This window comes from Cytobacillus solani, assembly GCF_001420595.1.
GTDB lineage: Bacteria > Bacillota > Bacilli > Bacillales > Cytobacillaceae > Cytobacillus > Cytobacillus solani.
Map to the genome: position 1 here is coordinate 4,869,533 of NZ_LJIX01000006.1, position 14,869 is coordinate 4,884,401.

Annotated in this window: 17 protein-coding genes; 11 read left to right on the forward strand and 6 right to left on the reverse strand. The window is 38.4% G+C overall.

Annotation, left to right across the window (positions count from 1 at the left end):
- Positions 1 to 41: 41 nt before the first annotated feature.
- The 3 genes from AN957_RS25960 (at position 42) to AN957_RS25970 (ending at position 1,616) form a co-directional block, all read left to right on the forward strand.
- Positions 42 to 455: a MarR family winged helix-turn-helix transcriptional regulator gene (locus AN957_RS25960; protein ID WP_053478390.1), complete on the forward strand. Its 414-nt coding sequence runs from the start codon at positions 42 to 44 to the stop codon at positions 453 to 455.
- 190 nt (positions 456 to 645) lie between these two features.
- Positions 646 to 1,311 (forward strand): hypothetical protein, encoded by a 666-nt coding sequence (locus tag AN957_RS25965; protein ID WP_056686941.1) that lies wholly within the window; start codon positions 646 to 648, stop codon positions 1,309 to 1,311.
- Positions 1,308 to 1,616, forward strand: a complete 309-nt coding sequence (locus AN957_RS25970; protein WP_053478388.1) for a hypothetical protein — start codon at positions 1,308 to 1,310, stop codon at positions 1,614 to 1,616. The genes AN957_RS25965 and AN957_RS25970 overlap by 4 nt, the downstream gene beginning before the upstream one ends.
- A 71-nt stretch (positions 1,617 to 1,687) precedes the next feature.
- Here the strand turns inward: AN957_RS25970 and AN957_RS25975 are convergent, their stop codons facing one another.
- Positions 1,688 to 2,404: a sulfite exporter TauE/SafE family protein gene (locus tag AN957_RS25975; RefSeq protein ID WP_053478387.1), complete on the reverse strand. Its 717-nt coding sequence runs from the start codon at positions 2,402 to 2,404 to the stop codon at positions 1,688 to 1,690.
- 321 nt (positions 2,405 to 2,725) lie between these two features.
- Here AN957_RS25975 and AN957_RS25980 point away from each other — a divergent pair, with 321 nt between their 5' ends.
- Complete coding sequence (locus tag AN957_RS25980; RefSeq protein WP_053478386.1) at positions 2,726 to 2,935, forward strand: hypothetical protein; 210 nt, start codon at positions 2,726 to 2,728, stop codon at positions 2,933 to 2,935.
- Positions 2,936 to 2,997: 62 nt separating this feature from the next.
- Here the strand turns inward: AN957_RS25980 and AN957_RS25985 are convergent, their stop codons facing one another.
- Positions 2,998 to 3,618, reverse strand: coding sequence for a TetR/AcrR family transcriptional regulator (locus tag AN957_RS25985; protein WP_053478385.1), 621 nt, complete (start codon positions 3,616 to 3,618; stop codon positions 2,998 to 3,000).
- A 156-nt stretch (positions 3,619 to 3,774) separates the two neighbouring features.
- Here AN957_RS25985 and kynU point away from each other — a divergent pair, with 156 nt between their 5' ends.
- From kynU to AN957_RS26015, 6 genes are all read left to right on the forward strand, one after another.
- On the forward strand, positions 3,775 to 5,058 hold the full coding sequence (gene kynU, locus AN957_RS25990) for a kynureninase (RefSeq protein ID WP_053478384.1): 1,284 nt from the start codon (positions 3,775 to 3,777) through the stop codon (positions 5,056 to 5,058).
- A gap of 83 nt (positions 5,059 to 5,141) precedes the next feature.
- Positions 5,142 to 5,996 (forward strand): tryptophan 2,3-dioxygenase, encoded by an 855-nt coding sequence (kynA, locus tag AN957_RS25995; protein WP_053478383.1) that lies wholly within the window; start codon positions 5,142 to 5,144, stop codon positions 5,994 to 5,996.
- A 221-nt stretch (positions 5,997 to 6,217) separates the two neighbouring features.
- A complete protein-coding gene (locus AN957_RS26000) occupies positions 6,218 to 7,561 on the forward strand; it encodes a sodium-dependent transporter (protein ID WP_053478382.1) in 1,344 nt (447 codons plus the stop codon).
- Between the two features lie 61 nt (positions 7,562 to 7,622).
- The gene (gene kynB, locus AN957_RS26005) at positions 7,623 to 8,252 is read left to right on the forward strand and encodes an arylformamidase (RefSeq protein ID WP_053478381.1); all 630 of its coding nucleotides are present in this window, start codon (positions 7,623 to 7,625) and stop codon (positions 8,250 to 8,252) included.
- A gap of 778 nt (positions 8,253 to 9,030) precedes the next feature.
- Entirely contained in the window at positions 9,031 to 9,474 is a 444-nt protein-coding gene (locus tag AN957_RS26010; RefSeq protein ID WP_053478380.1) for a GNAT family N-acetyltransferase, read from the forward strand.
- 270 nt (positions 9,475 to 9,744) lie between these two features.
- Positions 9,745 to 10,479, forward strand: a complete 735-nt coding sequence (locus AN957_RS26015) for a nuclease-related domain-containing protein (protein ID WP_321172081.1) — start codon at positions 9,745 to 9,747, stop codon at positions 10,477 to 10,479.
- 784 nt (positions 10,480 to 11,263) lie between these two features.
- On the opposite strand, the gene AN957_RS26020 is transcribed toward AN957_RS26015, so the two are convergent.
- The 3 genes from AN957_RS26020 to AN957_RS26030 are packed head-to-tail and all read right to left on the reverse strand — an operon-like array spanning position 11,264 to position 13,521.
- Positions 11,264 to 12,097, reverse strand: a complete 834-nt coding sequence (locus AN957_RS26020) for a MetQ/NlpA family ABC transporter substrate-binding protein (RefSeq protein WP_053478379.1) — start codon at positions 12,095 to 12,097, stop codon at positions 11,264 to 11,266.
- A 19-nt stretch (positions 12,098 to 12,116) separates the two neighbouring features.
- Positions 12,117 to 12,779: a methionine ABC transporter permease gene (locus AN957_RS26025; RefSeq protein ID WP_056686943.1), complete on the reverse strand. Its 663-nt coding sequence runs from the start codon at positions 12,777 to 12,779 to the stop codon at positions 12,117 to 12,119.
- Positions 12,772 to 13,521 (reverse strand): methionine ABC transporter ATP-binding protein, encoded by a 750-nt coding sequence (locus AN957_RS26030; RefSeq protein WP_056686945.1) that lies wholly within the window; start codon positions 13,519 to 13,521, stop codon positions 12,772 to 12,774. Before AN957_RS26030 ends, AN957_RS26025 begins: the two co-directional genes overlap by 8 nt.
- A gap of 334 nt (positions 13,522 to 13,855) precedes the next feature.
- On the opposite strand from AN957_RS26030, the gene AN957_RS26035 reads away from it, so the two are divergent.
- Positions 13,856 to 14,470: a TetR/AcrR family transcriptional regulator gene (locus AN957_RS26035; RefSeq protein ID WP_056686949.1), complete on the forward strand. Its 615-nt coding sequence runs from the start codon at positions 13,856 to 13,858 to the stop codon at positions 14,468 to 14,470.
- A 119-nt stretch (positions 14,471 to 14,589) separates the two neighbouring features.
- Here AN957_RS26035 and AN957_RS27265 read toward each other — a convergent pair.
- A partial coding sequence (locus tag AN957_RS27265; protein ID WP_218970984.1) for a transposase occupies positions 14,590 to 14,869 on the reverse strand: 280 nt, incomplete at its 5' end.

Here is a 14,869-nt window from a genome sequence, read left to right on the forward strand (position 1 = left end):
TATATTTTAATAAGTAAAATACTATATTAGGCTGTGATCCAATGGCAAAAAATGAACAGATACATAATGTGGAAATCATTATGAAAGAAATGCTTGATATACAACAAAAGTCTAAAATGTTTGTCAACCTGCTATCAGAAGGGGAGTCACTCACCCAGAATCAGCTTATACTTCTGCTTCAGCTAAAAATCAATAATGGAATGAAAGCAACTGAAATTGCTGATTTCTTTAATGTAACCCCTGGAGCTGTTACATCGATGTGCGATAAACTGGAAAAATTAAATGTAGTTCAGCGTGTAAGAGAAACTGAAGACCGCAGAGTTGTAAAAATGGTCTTGACGAGGATGGGTGAAGAAAAAGTCCATGCCATCTTTTTGAAATTCCCATCCGAGAAGCTAACAGATATGGCAAAAATATTAAAAGAAGTTAATTCATTAATGAGTGCCATTTTTTAAGGATTTCATCTATATTGAAATCCTTTTTTTATTGTCCAATTATGGAAAAAGCTTTTTATATCCTCATACAACCAGATAGTATAGGTGATTAATCTAATCCCTTCTTGACAAATCACCAATCAATGTATTTTAATTAATATATATTTTAATTATTAAAATATATATTAATTAAATAAGGCGGTGTGAAGGAATGCAAAACCAAAAGGCTCAAAAGCCCCGAAGCATCACTCTGACAAGCGGTCATATCAAGGAATTAGCTAAAGACTGCGAACGATTGAACATACGTGGTTCTGTTACATTACACCAAGAAATCCACCTCAAAGAGATCTCCACTCATGGCTTTAGTACCTTTCATTCTCATGTTGCAGCAGATCTGTTAAAAAGCTCTGGATCATGTGTCATAAAAGGCAATTGCGAGGTAAAAGAGATCATCAATGCCGGAAATTTAAAAATGAAAAATGTGCGTGCAGCGAAGCTTTCCAGTTCAGGAAAGCTTACCATTGAACAAATGCTTCATTCAGAACACCTTGATTCCATTGGGCTGATTACCGTAAAAGAAATTCACACAAAACACTTTCAGCTAAAATTATCAGGTGAGAGCAGGATCAACCGATTAATTACAGATACAGCGTTTATAGAAAAGGATAGAAAGTCCATTTCATTAAAGAAAAAACTAATCTGCCAGTTTATTAAAGGAAGACAATTGCAGCTTGCCTATACAGATGCGGAAATCGTTGAGGGGGATGTTGTGGATGTTGGCAGCCAGTGCAATATTCAAACACTTACCTATACAAAAAGCTGTACCATCTCTCCGAATGCTAAAGTCCAACAGATTATACGGAGTGAGAATCCATGAATATAAAAAAAACGATCCTTTCCTTCTTATTGTCGTTAACAATCCCTGTCCTTTCTGTCCTTTATCTAGGAATGATGTTGAGTGCACTAATCTCCATAATAGCCGGGATACTACGAACCATCGGTTTCGAACAAATAAAAATGAGTATTTGGCATGGCATTGATCTTCCTATCGCTTTAAGCATTCCTGTATCACTTGTTGTTTCATTGCTGCTTTTCAAAGGTTCACTTTATGTAAAACGCTCGATTACATTTTGTTTTCACAATCTTTTCTCTCCAGCCCAACCACCCATGAAGTTTAAATAAATTATTACTGTATGCAAAAAAGGCAGCACCTATGAAAATAGGAACTGCCTTTAATCATTTCTTGATTTAAGTTATAGCAAACTTTCAATAAACAAATAAACACCAGTAAACAATAAAATAATATACGTGAAGATACGAAAAATTTGCTGGTTAATTCTTTTAAATAAAAGCTGCCCCACATACAAACCGATAAATACTAATGGAAGTGCAGCAGCGCTTGATACCCAGACTGTTTTATTCGTCCCAGCAAAAATAACCTGGATAACTAAACTGATCAAATAAATAAACATATAAAATGCCAGCGTAGTCCCTCGCAGCTTTTCCTTTTGCGTATCTGTTCCTGAAAAGTATAACAACAATGGCGGTCCAGGCATGCCTATACTCGTTGTAAGAGCACCTGAAAGTCCGCCAACAGCTAGGTCTCTCTTCTTCCCCTGTTTCATGCGAAACTTAAGGATAAGCAAAATGGTTAATGCCAAAATAATAAGGCTTATGACTAACTTTAACTTATTGATGTCTATTAGCATAAAGATGATGATTCCTATTGGCAGGCCTATTCCACTTCCGATCACAAATCTTTTCACGATTCCAAAATCAATATCCTTTCTAACCTTCCTTATTAAAGCAATAGAAATCACTAGCGATAATAGTAAGTTCATTTGGATCGCTTCAGTTGGTTCAAAGAGCAGTAGAAGAAAGGGAGTAGCCAATATGGAAAAACCAAAACCTGTACTTGTTTGAAGGATGGAAGCTGTTAGGATGATGACGACAAATAACAATGTGTTCATATAGCACCTGCTTTTTTTACTTTTTGTTCCATAAATCCGTTCAAGTTATTCTTTCCTTCAATGATATACCTTTTCCTGTCACTAGAGAAGTTTTCACACGAAGGTATATATTTTCTATCATTTTTTGTAAAATGGGGGTAACTACGTGATAATACATTTTCTTACACCTCGTAACTAAGAACACCACGACCTTCGCATCAGATTTACCCACTTACAATCTTACTTTAGAAAGATTATGTATGCATCCAGTCTATTAAAATTCAATATTAGGAGTGGTACAAATGATTCAGTTAACAAAAAGGGGCGAATCTAGTTGATGGCGTGGTAACCCTTAAGTATCAGAACGGACAAGACATTGTTGTAAAAATGGACGAACATCGAAATGGCAAGATTATGTGTGCCATCGCCATGATTGAAAATGTCCAAAACAAATCCTTCAATGTTAAAAGGCTTGTAGAATACTATGATGGACATAAGCAAATGGACCGTGCCCATAAATGGGGGATGAATTGGACGGCTGGGAGGAAGTAATCTCTAAAGGAATAGAGCCTTATCAGAAAGCTCTGGTAAGGCTCTATTTTGATTTTTGAAGATTACCTAACTTTGTAGAGGCCCCTTGTATAAAGTAAAGCTAGATTTTCAGCTACAATAGTGAGGTCTTCTACAACCTCCCCAAGCACGATATCCCACATCAGCTGTTCATTCATATAATACCAGCCTCTAGCAATCAAAGAAGCTTCTATATCCTTGTTAGCCATTCCGGCCGTCTGAACGAAAGTAATATCCTTTGTTATCTCAGCAATAAATCGGGCACGAATCTGACTCCACTTTCTTTCTACCATTTCTGAAATTCCGATGGCCTCCTTTATAACCTTCATCGTCTCTTGTTCATCTAATGCCGCCTGGATGAATAATCTTACCTGCGCTTTTATTTGCGAATACGCTTCTTCCACTGTCGTGGGCTCAAAGGGCATGCTTGCAACATCATACATTTTCTCTACTATATTTTCCATTAGCTCAGCAAATAGCTCATCTTTATTTTTGAAATACACATAGGCCGTACCATAGCCAGTATTTGCCCGTTTATTAATCTCCGTCATCGTTGCTTTTTGAAAGCCTTCTTTTAGAAAAATGACTTTACCGGCATTCAGTAGATTTAATCGGGTTTGCAGTGCCTTCTGCTGTCTCTTGGATAAACCGTCTTCATGATTCACTCATTTCACCTCGTCTTAACAATTTTTAACATATTCTAAATTTTAAGTATTTTCTTTACAATCTGTTAATTGATATTATATCATTGACATAATATCAATTAAATACTTCATTCTATTTTTATAAAGAACATTCCATAAGAAAGGGAGCTGGTCCATATGAGTGAAAAGGAGTTTTTAACAAAGGCCTATGCCCAAAAGCTTGATTCTGAGGATGAACTAAAACAGTATCGAAACGAATTTTACCTGCAGACAGGAACCATTTACTTTGACGGGAACTCTCTTGGACTTCTTTCGAGAAGGGCTGAGCAAGCACTTCATAACGTACTTGAATCATGGAAGACTTATGGCATTGACGGCTGGCTAAAGGGGGAAAATCCGTGGTTCTATCTCCCTGAAAAGCTTGGGGAGATGACAGCACCACTTATCGGTGCAAAGCCTGAAGAAGTAATTGTAACCGGTTCCACGACAATTAATTTACATCAAATCCTTTCTACCTTTTATCAGCCGGAAGAAAAAAAAACAAAGATTCTTGCAGATGAGTTGAATTTTCCAACCGATATTTATGCTTTAAAAAGCCAGCTGAACATTCGCGGACTCAATCCAGATGAACATTTAGTGCAAGTGAAAAGCAGGGATGGGCTAACAATCCGTGAAGAGGATATTATTGAGGCAATGACAGACGAAGTGGCACTGATTGTCCTTGCAGGCGTTCTTTACCGCAGTGGCCAAATACTAGATATGAAGCGGATAACCGAGGAAGCACACAAAAGAGGGATCATAGTTGCCTTTGATTTATGCCATTCCATTGGCTCCATTCCACATTCATTAAGTGAGTGGGGCGTAGATTTTGCCTTCTGGTGCTCATATAAGCATTTAAATGGCGGACCAGGAGCTGTAGCCGGCATCTATGTAAACGAGACGCACTTTGGGGCTAATCCCGGGCTTGCAGGCTGGTTTAGTTCGGATAAGGACAAACAATTTGACATGGAGCATGACTTAACTCCGGCACCAACTGCAGGAGCTATGCAAATGGGCACGCCTAATTTACTGAGTGCAGCACCGCTATTAGGTTCTCTATCGATGTTTGCTGATGCAGGAATAGAAAAAATCCGCACAAAATCTTTAAAGTTAACCGATTATATGCTTGATCTCATTAACATTGAATTAAGCTGTTTTGGGTTCAAGATTGGAAACCCGCTTGATGCAGTCCGAAGGGGCGGCCATGTATTTCTTGAACATGAAGAGGCAGCTCGCATTTGTAAAGCTTTGAAAGATAACGGGGTCATTCCTGACTTCCGTACACCGAATGGCATTCGACTTGCTCCTGTTGCTTTATACAATACATTTGAAGAAGTACGGGAAGTTGTGCAGATTTTGAAAAAAATCATGGAAGAAGAGCAGTATAAGAAATTTGAGAACAAGCGCGATGTAGTTGCGTAAAATAGAATAGAATCACTCGATAGATTCCATCAGCCGCTAGTAGCCATGATACATGATACTCAACTCCAAAGGGGGAGAACACAATGTCAAAATCCATCTCAGATCTTTATAAAAATCTTGAAAAAGAAAAAGGAATTCATACAGATTTCAAAGAGAATATGACATATGGGGAATACTTGCATCTTGATAAAATTCTTACAAGCCAACGGCGACTATCAGACCATCATGATGAAATGCTGTTCATCATTATCCACCAGGTAAGCGAGCTTTGGATGAAACTTATTTTGCATGAGCTTTCCTCAGCAATTAAAGAAATTGAACAAGATGAGCTGCATTCTGCCTTTAAAAAGCTTGCCCGTGTCTCTAAAACCCAGACGCAAATCATTCAAGCTTGGGATGTTTTGTCCACCTTAACACCTGCTGAGTATTTGCAATTCCGCGACACACTTGGAAAGGCTTCTGGCTTCCAGTCTTACCAATACAGACTCATCGAATTTGCTCTTGGCTATAAGTCCACTCATATTCTAAAAATCTATGAGAAGGATCCTGCTGTTCATGCAGCACTTCAGACTGCATTTCAGGCGCCAAGCATTTATGATGTCTCGATTAAAGCATTAGCCCGTGCAGGCTTTGACATTAATCCAGAATTGCTCGATCGGGACTTTTCGAATGTATATGCAGGAGACCCAAGTGTAGCCGCAGCTTGGCGTGAGGTTTACCGCAATGTCGACCAATACTGGGATTTATACGAATTGGCCGAAAAGCTTGTTGATATAGAAGATTGGCTTCAGCAGTGGCGGTTCCGCCATATGAAGACAGTAGAACGAATTATCGGGTTCAAAGTAGGAACTGGCGGTTCTTCAGGGGTGAATTATTTGAAGCAGGTGCTTGATCACCGATTCTTCCCAGAGCTTTGGGATTTACGAACAGAACTATAAGCTTTATTCAGCAAGGTTCCTAGTCGATTTTCATCCTTCCCGAATGTTAGTAAGACGTTCGGCCGTAAACAGACCATTCATTTCCGGTCTAAAAGTTTTGAGATAGGAGGCGAACGGTCCGATAATCTATGATAAAATTGAACTCCTATCGCCGGTCTGTGAGACGGACCGGTGATTATTTTTAACGTTTATTTCGTTAATTTAGAAAAGGGTGATGTGAAGTGGAGGTAAATAAGGATCAGTGGACATCCAAGATTGGATTTATTTTGTCGTCTGCTGGGGCGGCTATTGGTCTTGGCGCCATATGGAAGTTTCCGTATGTAACAGGAATGAGCGGCGGGGGCGCTTTCTTTCTCCTATTCGTCGCATTTACATTGCTAATCGGCCTGCCTCTGCTTATTTCTGAATTTATTATTGGCAGGGGATCAGGCAAAGAAGCGGTCAGCGCGTATAAGAACTTGGCACCAAACAGCCTGTGGGTGTGGGTTGGCCGACTAGGAGTCCTCGGCTGTTTTTTGCTCCTATCCTTTTACAGTGTCGTTGGCGGATGGGTTCTTGTTTATAGTGGTTTGTCTATTCCCGGAAATATTATTGCTGATGGGGCAAGCTATCCTGATTTATTTGGTTCGATCATTGGGACCCCATGGATTACGATTCTTGGCTTGCTTATTTTTTCTTTAATTAATGTTCTCGTCATTTCGCTTGGTGTCTCAAACGGAATTGAAAAAGCAAATAAATATATGATGCCGCTATTATTCATCTTTTTTATTATTTTAGTTGTGCGTGCCTTGACTCTTGAAGGCGCACTGGAAGGAGTAAAGTTCTTCCTCTCGCCCGACTTTTCAAAAATAACTGGTGAATCCATTCTATATGCGCTGGGACAGTCATTCTTCTCATTAGCGGTCGGATTTTCCTGTATGGTTACCTACAGCTCTTATTTAAAAAAGGATGTAAGCTTAACGTCTTCTGCCAGTGCGGTTGTCGGCATGAATATTTTCGTTTCCTTATTAGCTGGACTTGCCATCTTCCCAGTCGTATTTGCTTTCGGCTATGAGCCAGCAGAGGGACCTGGATTACTGTTTATGGTATTGCCGTCCGTTTTTTCTCAGCTCCCATTTGGCGAAGTATTCTTGAGCCTATTCTTATTATTATTCTTATTTGCTACATTGACCTCCTCCTTTAGTTTGTATGAAATCATTGTAGCCGCTTTTACAGCAAATGGAAAAAGATCAAGAAGCAAGGTGACATGGATCTCTGGGCTCATTATTTTCCTAGCAGCCATTCCAGCCGCTTTATCTTCAAGCAGTCTAAGCGACTTAATGATTTTTGGAAAAAGCATTTTTGATGCGACAGATTTCCTTGTCAGTAATATCCTGCTTCCATTCGGCAGCCTGCTGATTTCATTCTTCATCATCTATAGCGCGGATAAGTCACTTGTTAAGCATGAATTTGAATTAAACAGCACAGCAGCACCAAAGCTATATCCCGCTTGGCGCTTTCTAATGATATGTGTGGCACCCATTACGATCATTGTTGTATTCCTGAATACGCTCGGCATCATTTAACTTAAAAGTGGGTTTTACATTCTGTTAATCTGCGAAAAAAATGACTCAAGGTGGTGCTTTTATGAAAGAAGAAAAATGGATCGATATTACACAGCCTCTCACAAATGACATAGCTGTTTGGCCAGGAGATCTGCCATTTACATTCAAGTTAAGCTTCACAAAGGAACAAACAGGGTCAGTGAATATTGGCCAAATCCATACTGGTGTTCATACAGGGACACATATCGATGCCCCCTATCACTTCGATGGGAACGGAGAGAAAGTGCATGAGTTAGATGTGAATATATATGTTGGAAAAGCACGGGTCATCGATGTAACGGGCCTCGAAGCTATTGGAAAAGAGGAGTTGGAGTCTTATAATCTGGAGGGGATCGAACGGCTCCTTCTAAAAACAAGCGGGAAAAGGAATATAAAGCAATTCCCCGAAAGCTTCACAGTCTTTAAAGAAAACATCGGACCTTTCCTCAAAGAGAAAGGAATTCGCCTGCTTGGAACGGACGGGCCATCTGTGGATGCAGTCGACAGTAAATCAATGACGGCACACCACTCATTGAATCAGAACGGTGTATATATCTTAGAGAATATCGTCCTAACCAATATTGAGCCGGCCGATTATGAACTCATTGCCTTGCCGCTTGCCATTGAAGGCGCAGACGCCAGCCCAGTACGCGCTGTACTGCGAGCACTTTAATTACTGTGAGACAAGGGTACAAGATCCTTTTCCCACCAACTTCAATGTTCTTAATAACTTCAACAATTAACAAGGAAAGACCACCTATCAATGAAAGGTGGTCTTTATTTATAAAAATTATTAAGTTTTCCTATGCTTAACAATGAAGGCTGTTTTCCCAAAAGTACTTTTTACTTCATACCAAACATGACTATAAGCTTCTTGCCATCCTCCGTTACTTGCTAATCAACCATGTAACTTGCTCCATTTTTCACGTATAATTCTAGAGTGGCGATGACTGCGTCTTCAGGAAAAGCAGATCTGTCCTCTCTCAAAGGAAGCCATAATAATCACGCTTTTCCCTCCACTTATACTTTCTTCTACCTTCATTTTAATCAATGGTCACTTGATCTGTGGGATTACTACTCATCCCTTTCACACACCAAAAAGCATCTTGAAATAATCCGTATTATGGGCCGCAGCAACGGTAATAGAGATAGCTATTACAAGTACTGCTGCAGCTAACATACCTCTTTTCATAATCTTTTGAACGGCTTTTTCCCTGCTTTGTCTTTATTCATCTCTAATTTTCCCTTTCCTTGCTCCAACTGAATTGTTCGGGAATTGTAAATTTCTACCTCCCAGCTTTGCAAAGTTCACTAAAATTTAAGCATGATCATCTTTTTGCTTAAGCCTATGTCACTGAAAATTGAAAAGGAAGACCTATAGATAAAAATGTAATTCAACTAATCCAAATTAACTAACAATTATGTATAATTAATGAAAGGAGAGATGAAGCATGCTGCATTTAGATACGATTACGAAAGACAATTGGATTACAGCCATTTCACTCCGCGTCCGAGAAGATCAAGTGAAGTTTGTGGCATCAAATGCTGTATCCCTTGCTCAATTAAACTTTCTAGAAAACTTCCATGCAAAAGGAATCTATCATGACAAGGAAATGATTGGTTTGGCGTTATATGGCATTGATGAAGACGATCATGAGTACTGGATTTATCGCATGATGATTGATCATAAATATCAAGGACTGGGATATGGAAAGGAAGCGGTCAAACTAGTTATAGATGATATAAGGAATATAAAAGAGGAGCATCACAAAACGATTACACTGTCCTATGAACCAACGAATGTACATGCAAAACGTGTTTACGAAAAAGTAGGTTTCCAAGAGGTAGATGGGCTGATTATCAGTGACGAACAAGTCTCCCGCTTTACGCTTTAAATTGGAAAAGCTGACAAAGGGGATATAGCCTCGTCAGCTTTATTTTTTTAAAATACCCGTTTGCTCGAACTTAACCGTTCATCCACGATATAGAGTTTTTGCACGTGAAAAATCGCGGTATCACTTATCCTTTCTTATACTACGGCAGAGAGTTTACCATTTATGGATCTGCGAAACGAACAAATGTTAACTGAATAATCATATACTCTTAAGGGAATCTTACTATTTTTTAATATAATTAAAGAAACGTTAAGAAAGGGGAGTGGTCTTATGTTAATTAAGGCTCGAGGAGAATCAGATGAATTAATGATATTGCGCTATTTAAACACAAGAATGGAATTAACTGAAAAGGAAAAGCTCTACTATATAAATCTTGAAAGGGGATATGAAGGGGAGACAATATTTGATCAGCTTGCCGAAAGCCTTCTAGAAGAAAGATATATCATAAACGATTTACTACTTGAGGTTAACAACTCCTATTTTCAAATTGATACTTTGATTATTTCACAGGGCGTTATTCATTTTTTAGATATAAAAAATTATCAGGGGGATTGTTACTTCGAATCGGACAAGCTTTATTCTATCACAACCAGACGTGAATATAAGAACCCTGTAGATCAGTTAAAAAGAAGTACTACTCTTTTCCGCCAATTACTCCAAAACCTCAAACAAAATTACCTCGTTGAAGCCTCCGTTATCTTTGTGAACTCTGAATTCACTTTGTATCAGGCCCCAATGGACCAACCGGTTATTCTTCCAACCCAGGTAAATCGTTTTTTAAAAGATTTAAATAAAACACCCTCTAAACTGAATGATGGACATAGAAAACTAGCTCAAAGATTAGTTTCGTTACACCAAACGATAAATCCATTTATGAAATTGCCAGAGTATACCTATGGGCAACTTCAAAAGGGGATATATTGTAGGTGTTGTAAGTCTTTCATGATCTGCAGAAAAAGATATCACTTTGTATGCCGAAAAGTGTGGAGAACACGAAAAGATTGACTCAGCTATTTTACGAAATGTGGAGGAATTTAAGCTCCTATTTCCAGATCACCGGGTTACTACCCAAAACATTTATGAGTGGTGTAAGGTTGATTTAAATAAAAGAACAATCAGCAGGATTTTAAAGAAAAACTATACTGCATTTGGAATTACCAGTGATACTTATTTTGAATAAGAACCTTGTCATGGTTGGTTTGTGAGTAATCCCATATATAATCCTTCAGAACTGATTGAGACCTTTTTTCTTGAGCTTGTCTGAAACCGGGTGGACTTCGGACTTGGTTTAGCTTTTTTTCTCTTGTACTTGTCTGAACCTGGGGTGACTTCGGACTTGGTTCAGCTTTTTCCTCTTGTACCTGTCTGAACCTGGGTCGACTTCGGACTTGGTTTAGCTTTTTCCTCTTGTACTTGTCTGAACTCGTATCGACTTCGGACTCGGTTCAGCTTTTTCCTCTTGTACTTGTCTGAACTCGTATCGACTTCGGACTTAGTTCAGCTTTTTTCACTTAAACCTGTCTGAACTCAGGTGGACTTCGGACTCGGTACAGCTTTTTTCTCTTGAACTTGTCTGAACTCGTGTTGACTTCGGACTTAGTTCAGCTTTTTCCTCTTCTACCTGTCTGAACCTGGGGTGACTTCGGACTTGGTTTAGCTATTTCTTCTTAAACCTGTCTGAACTCAGGTTGACTTCGGACTTAGTTCAGCTTTTCCCTTAAACCTGTCTGACCCTATAAAAAAGAACCATTCTCGTTGTAGATAACAACTCGAATGGTCCTTAAAAATCCTATTTAAACGCTGGAATAGCCGTCTCGTCATAATTTTTTTCTAAAAACTCACGTACCTCTGTACTTGTCATCGCTTCGGCGAGCTTTTGGATTGCCTCTGAGTCAGCATTGTCTTTTCGTGCTACGAGAGTAATGGCAAAGTTATTTTCTACTCCTTCTGTAAGGAGCGCATCACTTTTAGGTGTCAATCCAAGCGGTGCAGCATAGGCAGGTGTCATAACAACTGCGTCTGCATCATCATACATTCGAGCTAGCATTAACAAGTCTACCTCTTCGAATTTATAATTCTTAGGATTGTCCGTAATGTCTGCTTGTGTATAATAGGGACCTGTTTTTTCTTTTAAAGTAATTACCCCATGCTGAGCCAGCAAAGATAGGGAACGATCAATATTCGAAACATCATTCGCAATGGCAATAACGGAACCCTCTGGCAGTTCGTCCATTGACTTGTAGTCTTTTGCATAAACCCCATAGTTAGCAAAATAAATAGGGACAATTGGAACGAGCTCTGCATCATTGTTTCTATTGAATTCTTCCATATACGGAACATGCTGGAAGAAGTTTGCATCTACTTCTTTTGCAGCTAATGCTGTATTGGGCTGCACGTTATCACCTAATACAACCATTTCTAGATTAATGCCTTCCTCCGCTAGCTTTGGTTTAACAAGATCAAGAATTTCCGTCATTGGCGGAATTAATGACGCTACCTTTAATGTTACTTCTTCGTTATCTGCTGCAGTTTTTTTACTGTCCTTTTCCTTTGTTTCATTCCCTTGGCCACAGCCAGTTAAAAGAATTAGAAACAACGTTACTAGTAATATTACCTTTTTCATTTGTCTTTTCTCCTTACTATTATCTTTTATCAATTATTCTAGATACAGTTGTACCAGTAAATTGAATAAGCTGTACTAATATTACCATAATAACGATCATATAGATCATTAAATCTGTTTTGAATTGCTGGTAACCGTATCGAATGGCGAAGTCTCCTATCCCGCCGCCTCCGACTACGCCCATTATCGTTGAATAAGAAATAAAGCTAATAATGGATGTAGTTAACCCAAGAACAAGGCCAGAACGAGCCTCAACAAAAAGGAATTTAAAAATAATATCTTTAACAGAAGCCCCCATCGAAATGGCCGCTTCCATCACACCTTTAGGTACGTCCAATAAAGATTGTTCGACTAAACGTGAATAATGAGCAATCGCAATAATCGATAATGGTACAGTTGCAACTGCTGTACCAATCGCCGTTCCAATAATTAATCTTGTAAATGGAATTAAAAAAACAACAAGCAGTAAAAAAGGAAAGGAACGGATTGTATTTACTAATAAATTTAAAACTGAAAAAACGAATGGATTTTCAAGTATTTTTCCTTTCCTGCAAAGAAATAGCAGCGTCCCAACTGGGAGTCCTATTAGGACAGCAGCAACAATAGAGACACCAACCATTACGAACGTTTCGATGATTGCCGTCCAAATCTCGGCTTGATATTGAACTAAAATCTCAGGCATGGCTTTTCTCACCATCCTTTATTAATTGTTCGATAAACCAATTTGGACGTTTACTTAATTGTTTGATCCCCTCTGGTTCAATGGATACCGTGTCATAGATTTCACCATTTGCCATGACAGTTACGCGATTACATATACTTTTAATCACTTCCATCTCATGGCTGACAATAACAATCGTCACACCGAGACTTTTATTTACATTTTCTAATACACCTAATATTTCAGCCGTTGTATTAGGATCAAGAGAGGAGGTGGGCTCATCACACAACAAAACTTGCGGGTGATTCGCTAATGCCCGTGCAATAGCCACCCGCTGCTTTTGTCCTCCGCTTAATTCAGCAGGAAATTTATCCAATAAACTCTCCAATCCAACAAATTGAAGACACTCAACTACTCGGTTGCGGCGTTCTTGTCTTGGAACTTTTGCTAGTTCTAAAGGAATAGCCACATTGTCGTAAACCGTTTTATTCGCCACTAAATTGAAATGTTGAAAGATCATCCCGATCGATTGTCGAGCTTGTCGAAGTTTTTTGCTGTTCAATTTGGTCAAATCTTGACCATTCACTTCTACTTGGCCTTCGTCCGGTGTTTCCAATAAATTCATTAGCCGCAGCAAAGTCGATTTTCCCGCTCCACTTGCCCCAATAATTCCATATATCTCACCTTTATCGATCGTTAAAGATGCCGATTTAATGACCTGAAAATGTGAAAAACTTTTACTAACCTTATGTAAATGAATCATAAAAAAACCCCTTTCCACTGTTTGAAAGGTGATTAGAACTTTATTATTATAGCCTAAATAGAGAGGGGTGTCATTTTGACAATATTTTCATTTTATTCAACTGGGCTTCATACACGTCTTTCCCTATTACCACTGTCTTTATCGACTACACAGAGTAATTTCTTTTGCCTGCATAGGTTCTATCGGTAAAAATTGCATTTACATCTGTATTCTTTATATACCCTAACAAGGCAAATTCTATAATAAAGTTTTCCGGTTCTTTCCATCTATAAAGACTAATGATAAACTTAATGAAGAATTTTATCCAAAACTTTTTCGTAAAGGAAAGTATTCCATGTCAACAAAAAGAAAAGACCCTCGTGCGGTTCGAACACAAAGTTTATTGAAGCGCGCTTTTATTGAGTTAATGGAAGAAAGGGAATTCGAACAAATTACTGTTGCGGATATTTCGGAACGTGCAACAGTGAAACGAGCGACTTTCTACCTTCATTATAAGGACAAAACTGATTTGATGAACCAATGTATAGATGAAACCTTAAATGATTTACATGAAAAGGTGAGCAAACAAGTGTCATTTCTAGGTAATTTTGATTTCCTGGAAGATCAGCCTCATCCTAGTTTTGTACAATTATTTCATCAAATAGGTGAAAATTACCCTTTCTACAGAGCATTACTCGTAACCAATCGTATCCCTACTTTGACCTCAGGGCTATTAGCATTTATCCATGAGTTTATTTCTGAAGGAATGAATCAAATGGAACCTAACGATCAAAATCTTACAGCCAATCGAGAATTAATTATTAAATATGTGGAATCTGCTTTTTTAGAAGTAATCATTTGGTGGATAGAAAAAGGGATGCATTTATCTGAGGAAGAAATTGCCTTTCAATTAATGAATCTATCTATTAAAGGACCTTATATCCATAATCCAATGAAGGACAGATCTTAATCACTCATTAAAAAATCCTCTCAATAGTTGGGGCTGTTGACAAAATGGGAAAAGAGCTTTGCTCCTTTCCCATTCTCTTTTTAAGAGTATATTTATTAGTTTTCTTTATAATTTTTGTCTTAATTCATTACCTTTATAATTCTTTTTAAATTTAATGCCAACGCTGAAAAAAGGCATTGTTCAGAAATTTTTTCAATGCCCCTCTTATATGTTTTATACAGGTTATGCTTAGATTTCAATGTTCCGAAGGAACCTTCACACCAAACTCTTCGGAGCTTTTGGAATGCTTTATATTCACTAGTTTTTGCCCTCTGAGTATTTGCTTCCAACAATTCATGTGCAATTGGTCGAGAAATCGTTCTTTTACTTGCTGTTTCCCCAAAACAACATTCTCGAAAT

Excerpts from the sequence above, each read along its gene's own strand:
- AN957_RS26020 (WP_053478379.1), bottom strand. The coding sequence starts at position 12,097 with ATGAAAAAGGTAATATTACTAGTAACGTTGTTTCTAATTCTTTTAACT.
- AN957_RS26015 (WP_321172081.1), top strand. The coding sequence starts at position 9,745 with ATGTTAATTAAGGCTCGAGGAGAATCAGATGAATTAATGATATTGCGC.
- kynA (WP_053478383.1), top strand. The coding sequence starts at position 5,142 with ATGTCAAAATCCATCTCAGATCTTTATAAAAATCTTGAAAAAGAAAAA.
- kynU (WP_053478384.1), top strand. The coding sequence starts at position 3,775 with ATGAGTGAAAAGGAGTTTTTAACAAAGGCCTATGCCCAAAAGCTTGAT.
- AN957_RS26035 (WP_056686949.1), top strand. The coding sequence starts at position 13,856 with ATGTCAACAAAAAGAAAAGACCCTCGTGCGGTTCGAACACAAAGTTTA.
- AN957_RS25960 (WP_053478390.1), top strand. The coding sequence starts at position 42 with ATGGCAAAAAATGAACAGATACATAATGTGGAAATCATTATGAAAGAA.
- AN957_RS26025 (WP_056686943.1), bottom strand. The coding sequence starts at position 12,779 with ATGCCTGAGATTTTAGTTCAATATCAAGCCGAGATTTGGACGGCAATC.
- AN957_RS26030 (WP_056686945.1), bottom strand. The coding sequence starts at position 13,521 with ATGATTCATTTACATAAGGTTAGTAAAAGTTTTTCACATTTTCAGGTC.
- AN957_RS25970 (WP_053478388.1), top strand. The coding sequence starts at position 1,308 with ATGAATATAAAAAAAACGATCCTTTCCTTCTTATTGTCGTTAACAATC.
- AN957_RS25975 (WP_053478387.1), bottom strand. The coding sequence starts at position 2,404 with ATGAACACATTGTTATTTGTCGTCATCATCCTAACAGCTTCCATCCTT.
- AN957_RS26010 (WP_053478380.1), top strand. The coding sequence starts at position 9,031 with ATGCTGCATTTAGATACGATTACGAAAGACAATTGGATTACAGCCATT.
- AN957_RS25965 (WP_056686941.1), top strand. The coding sequence starts at position 646 with ATGCAAAACCAAAAGGCTCAAAAGCCCCGAAGCATCACTCTGACAAGC.
- kynB (WP_053478381.1), top strand. The coding sequence starts at position 7,623 with ATGAAAGAAGAAAAATGGATCGATATTACACAGCCTCTCACAAATGAC.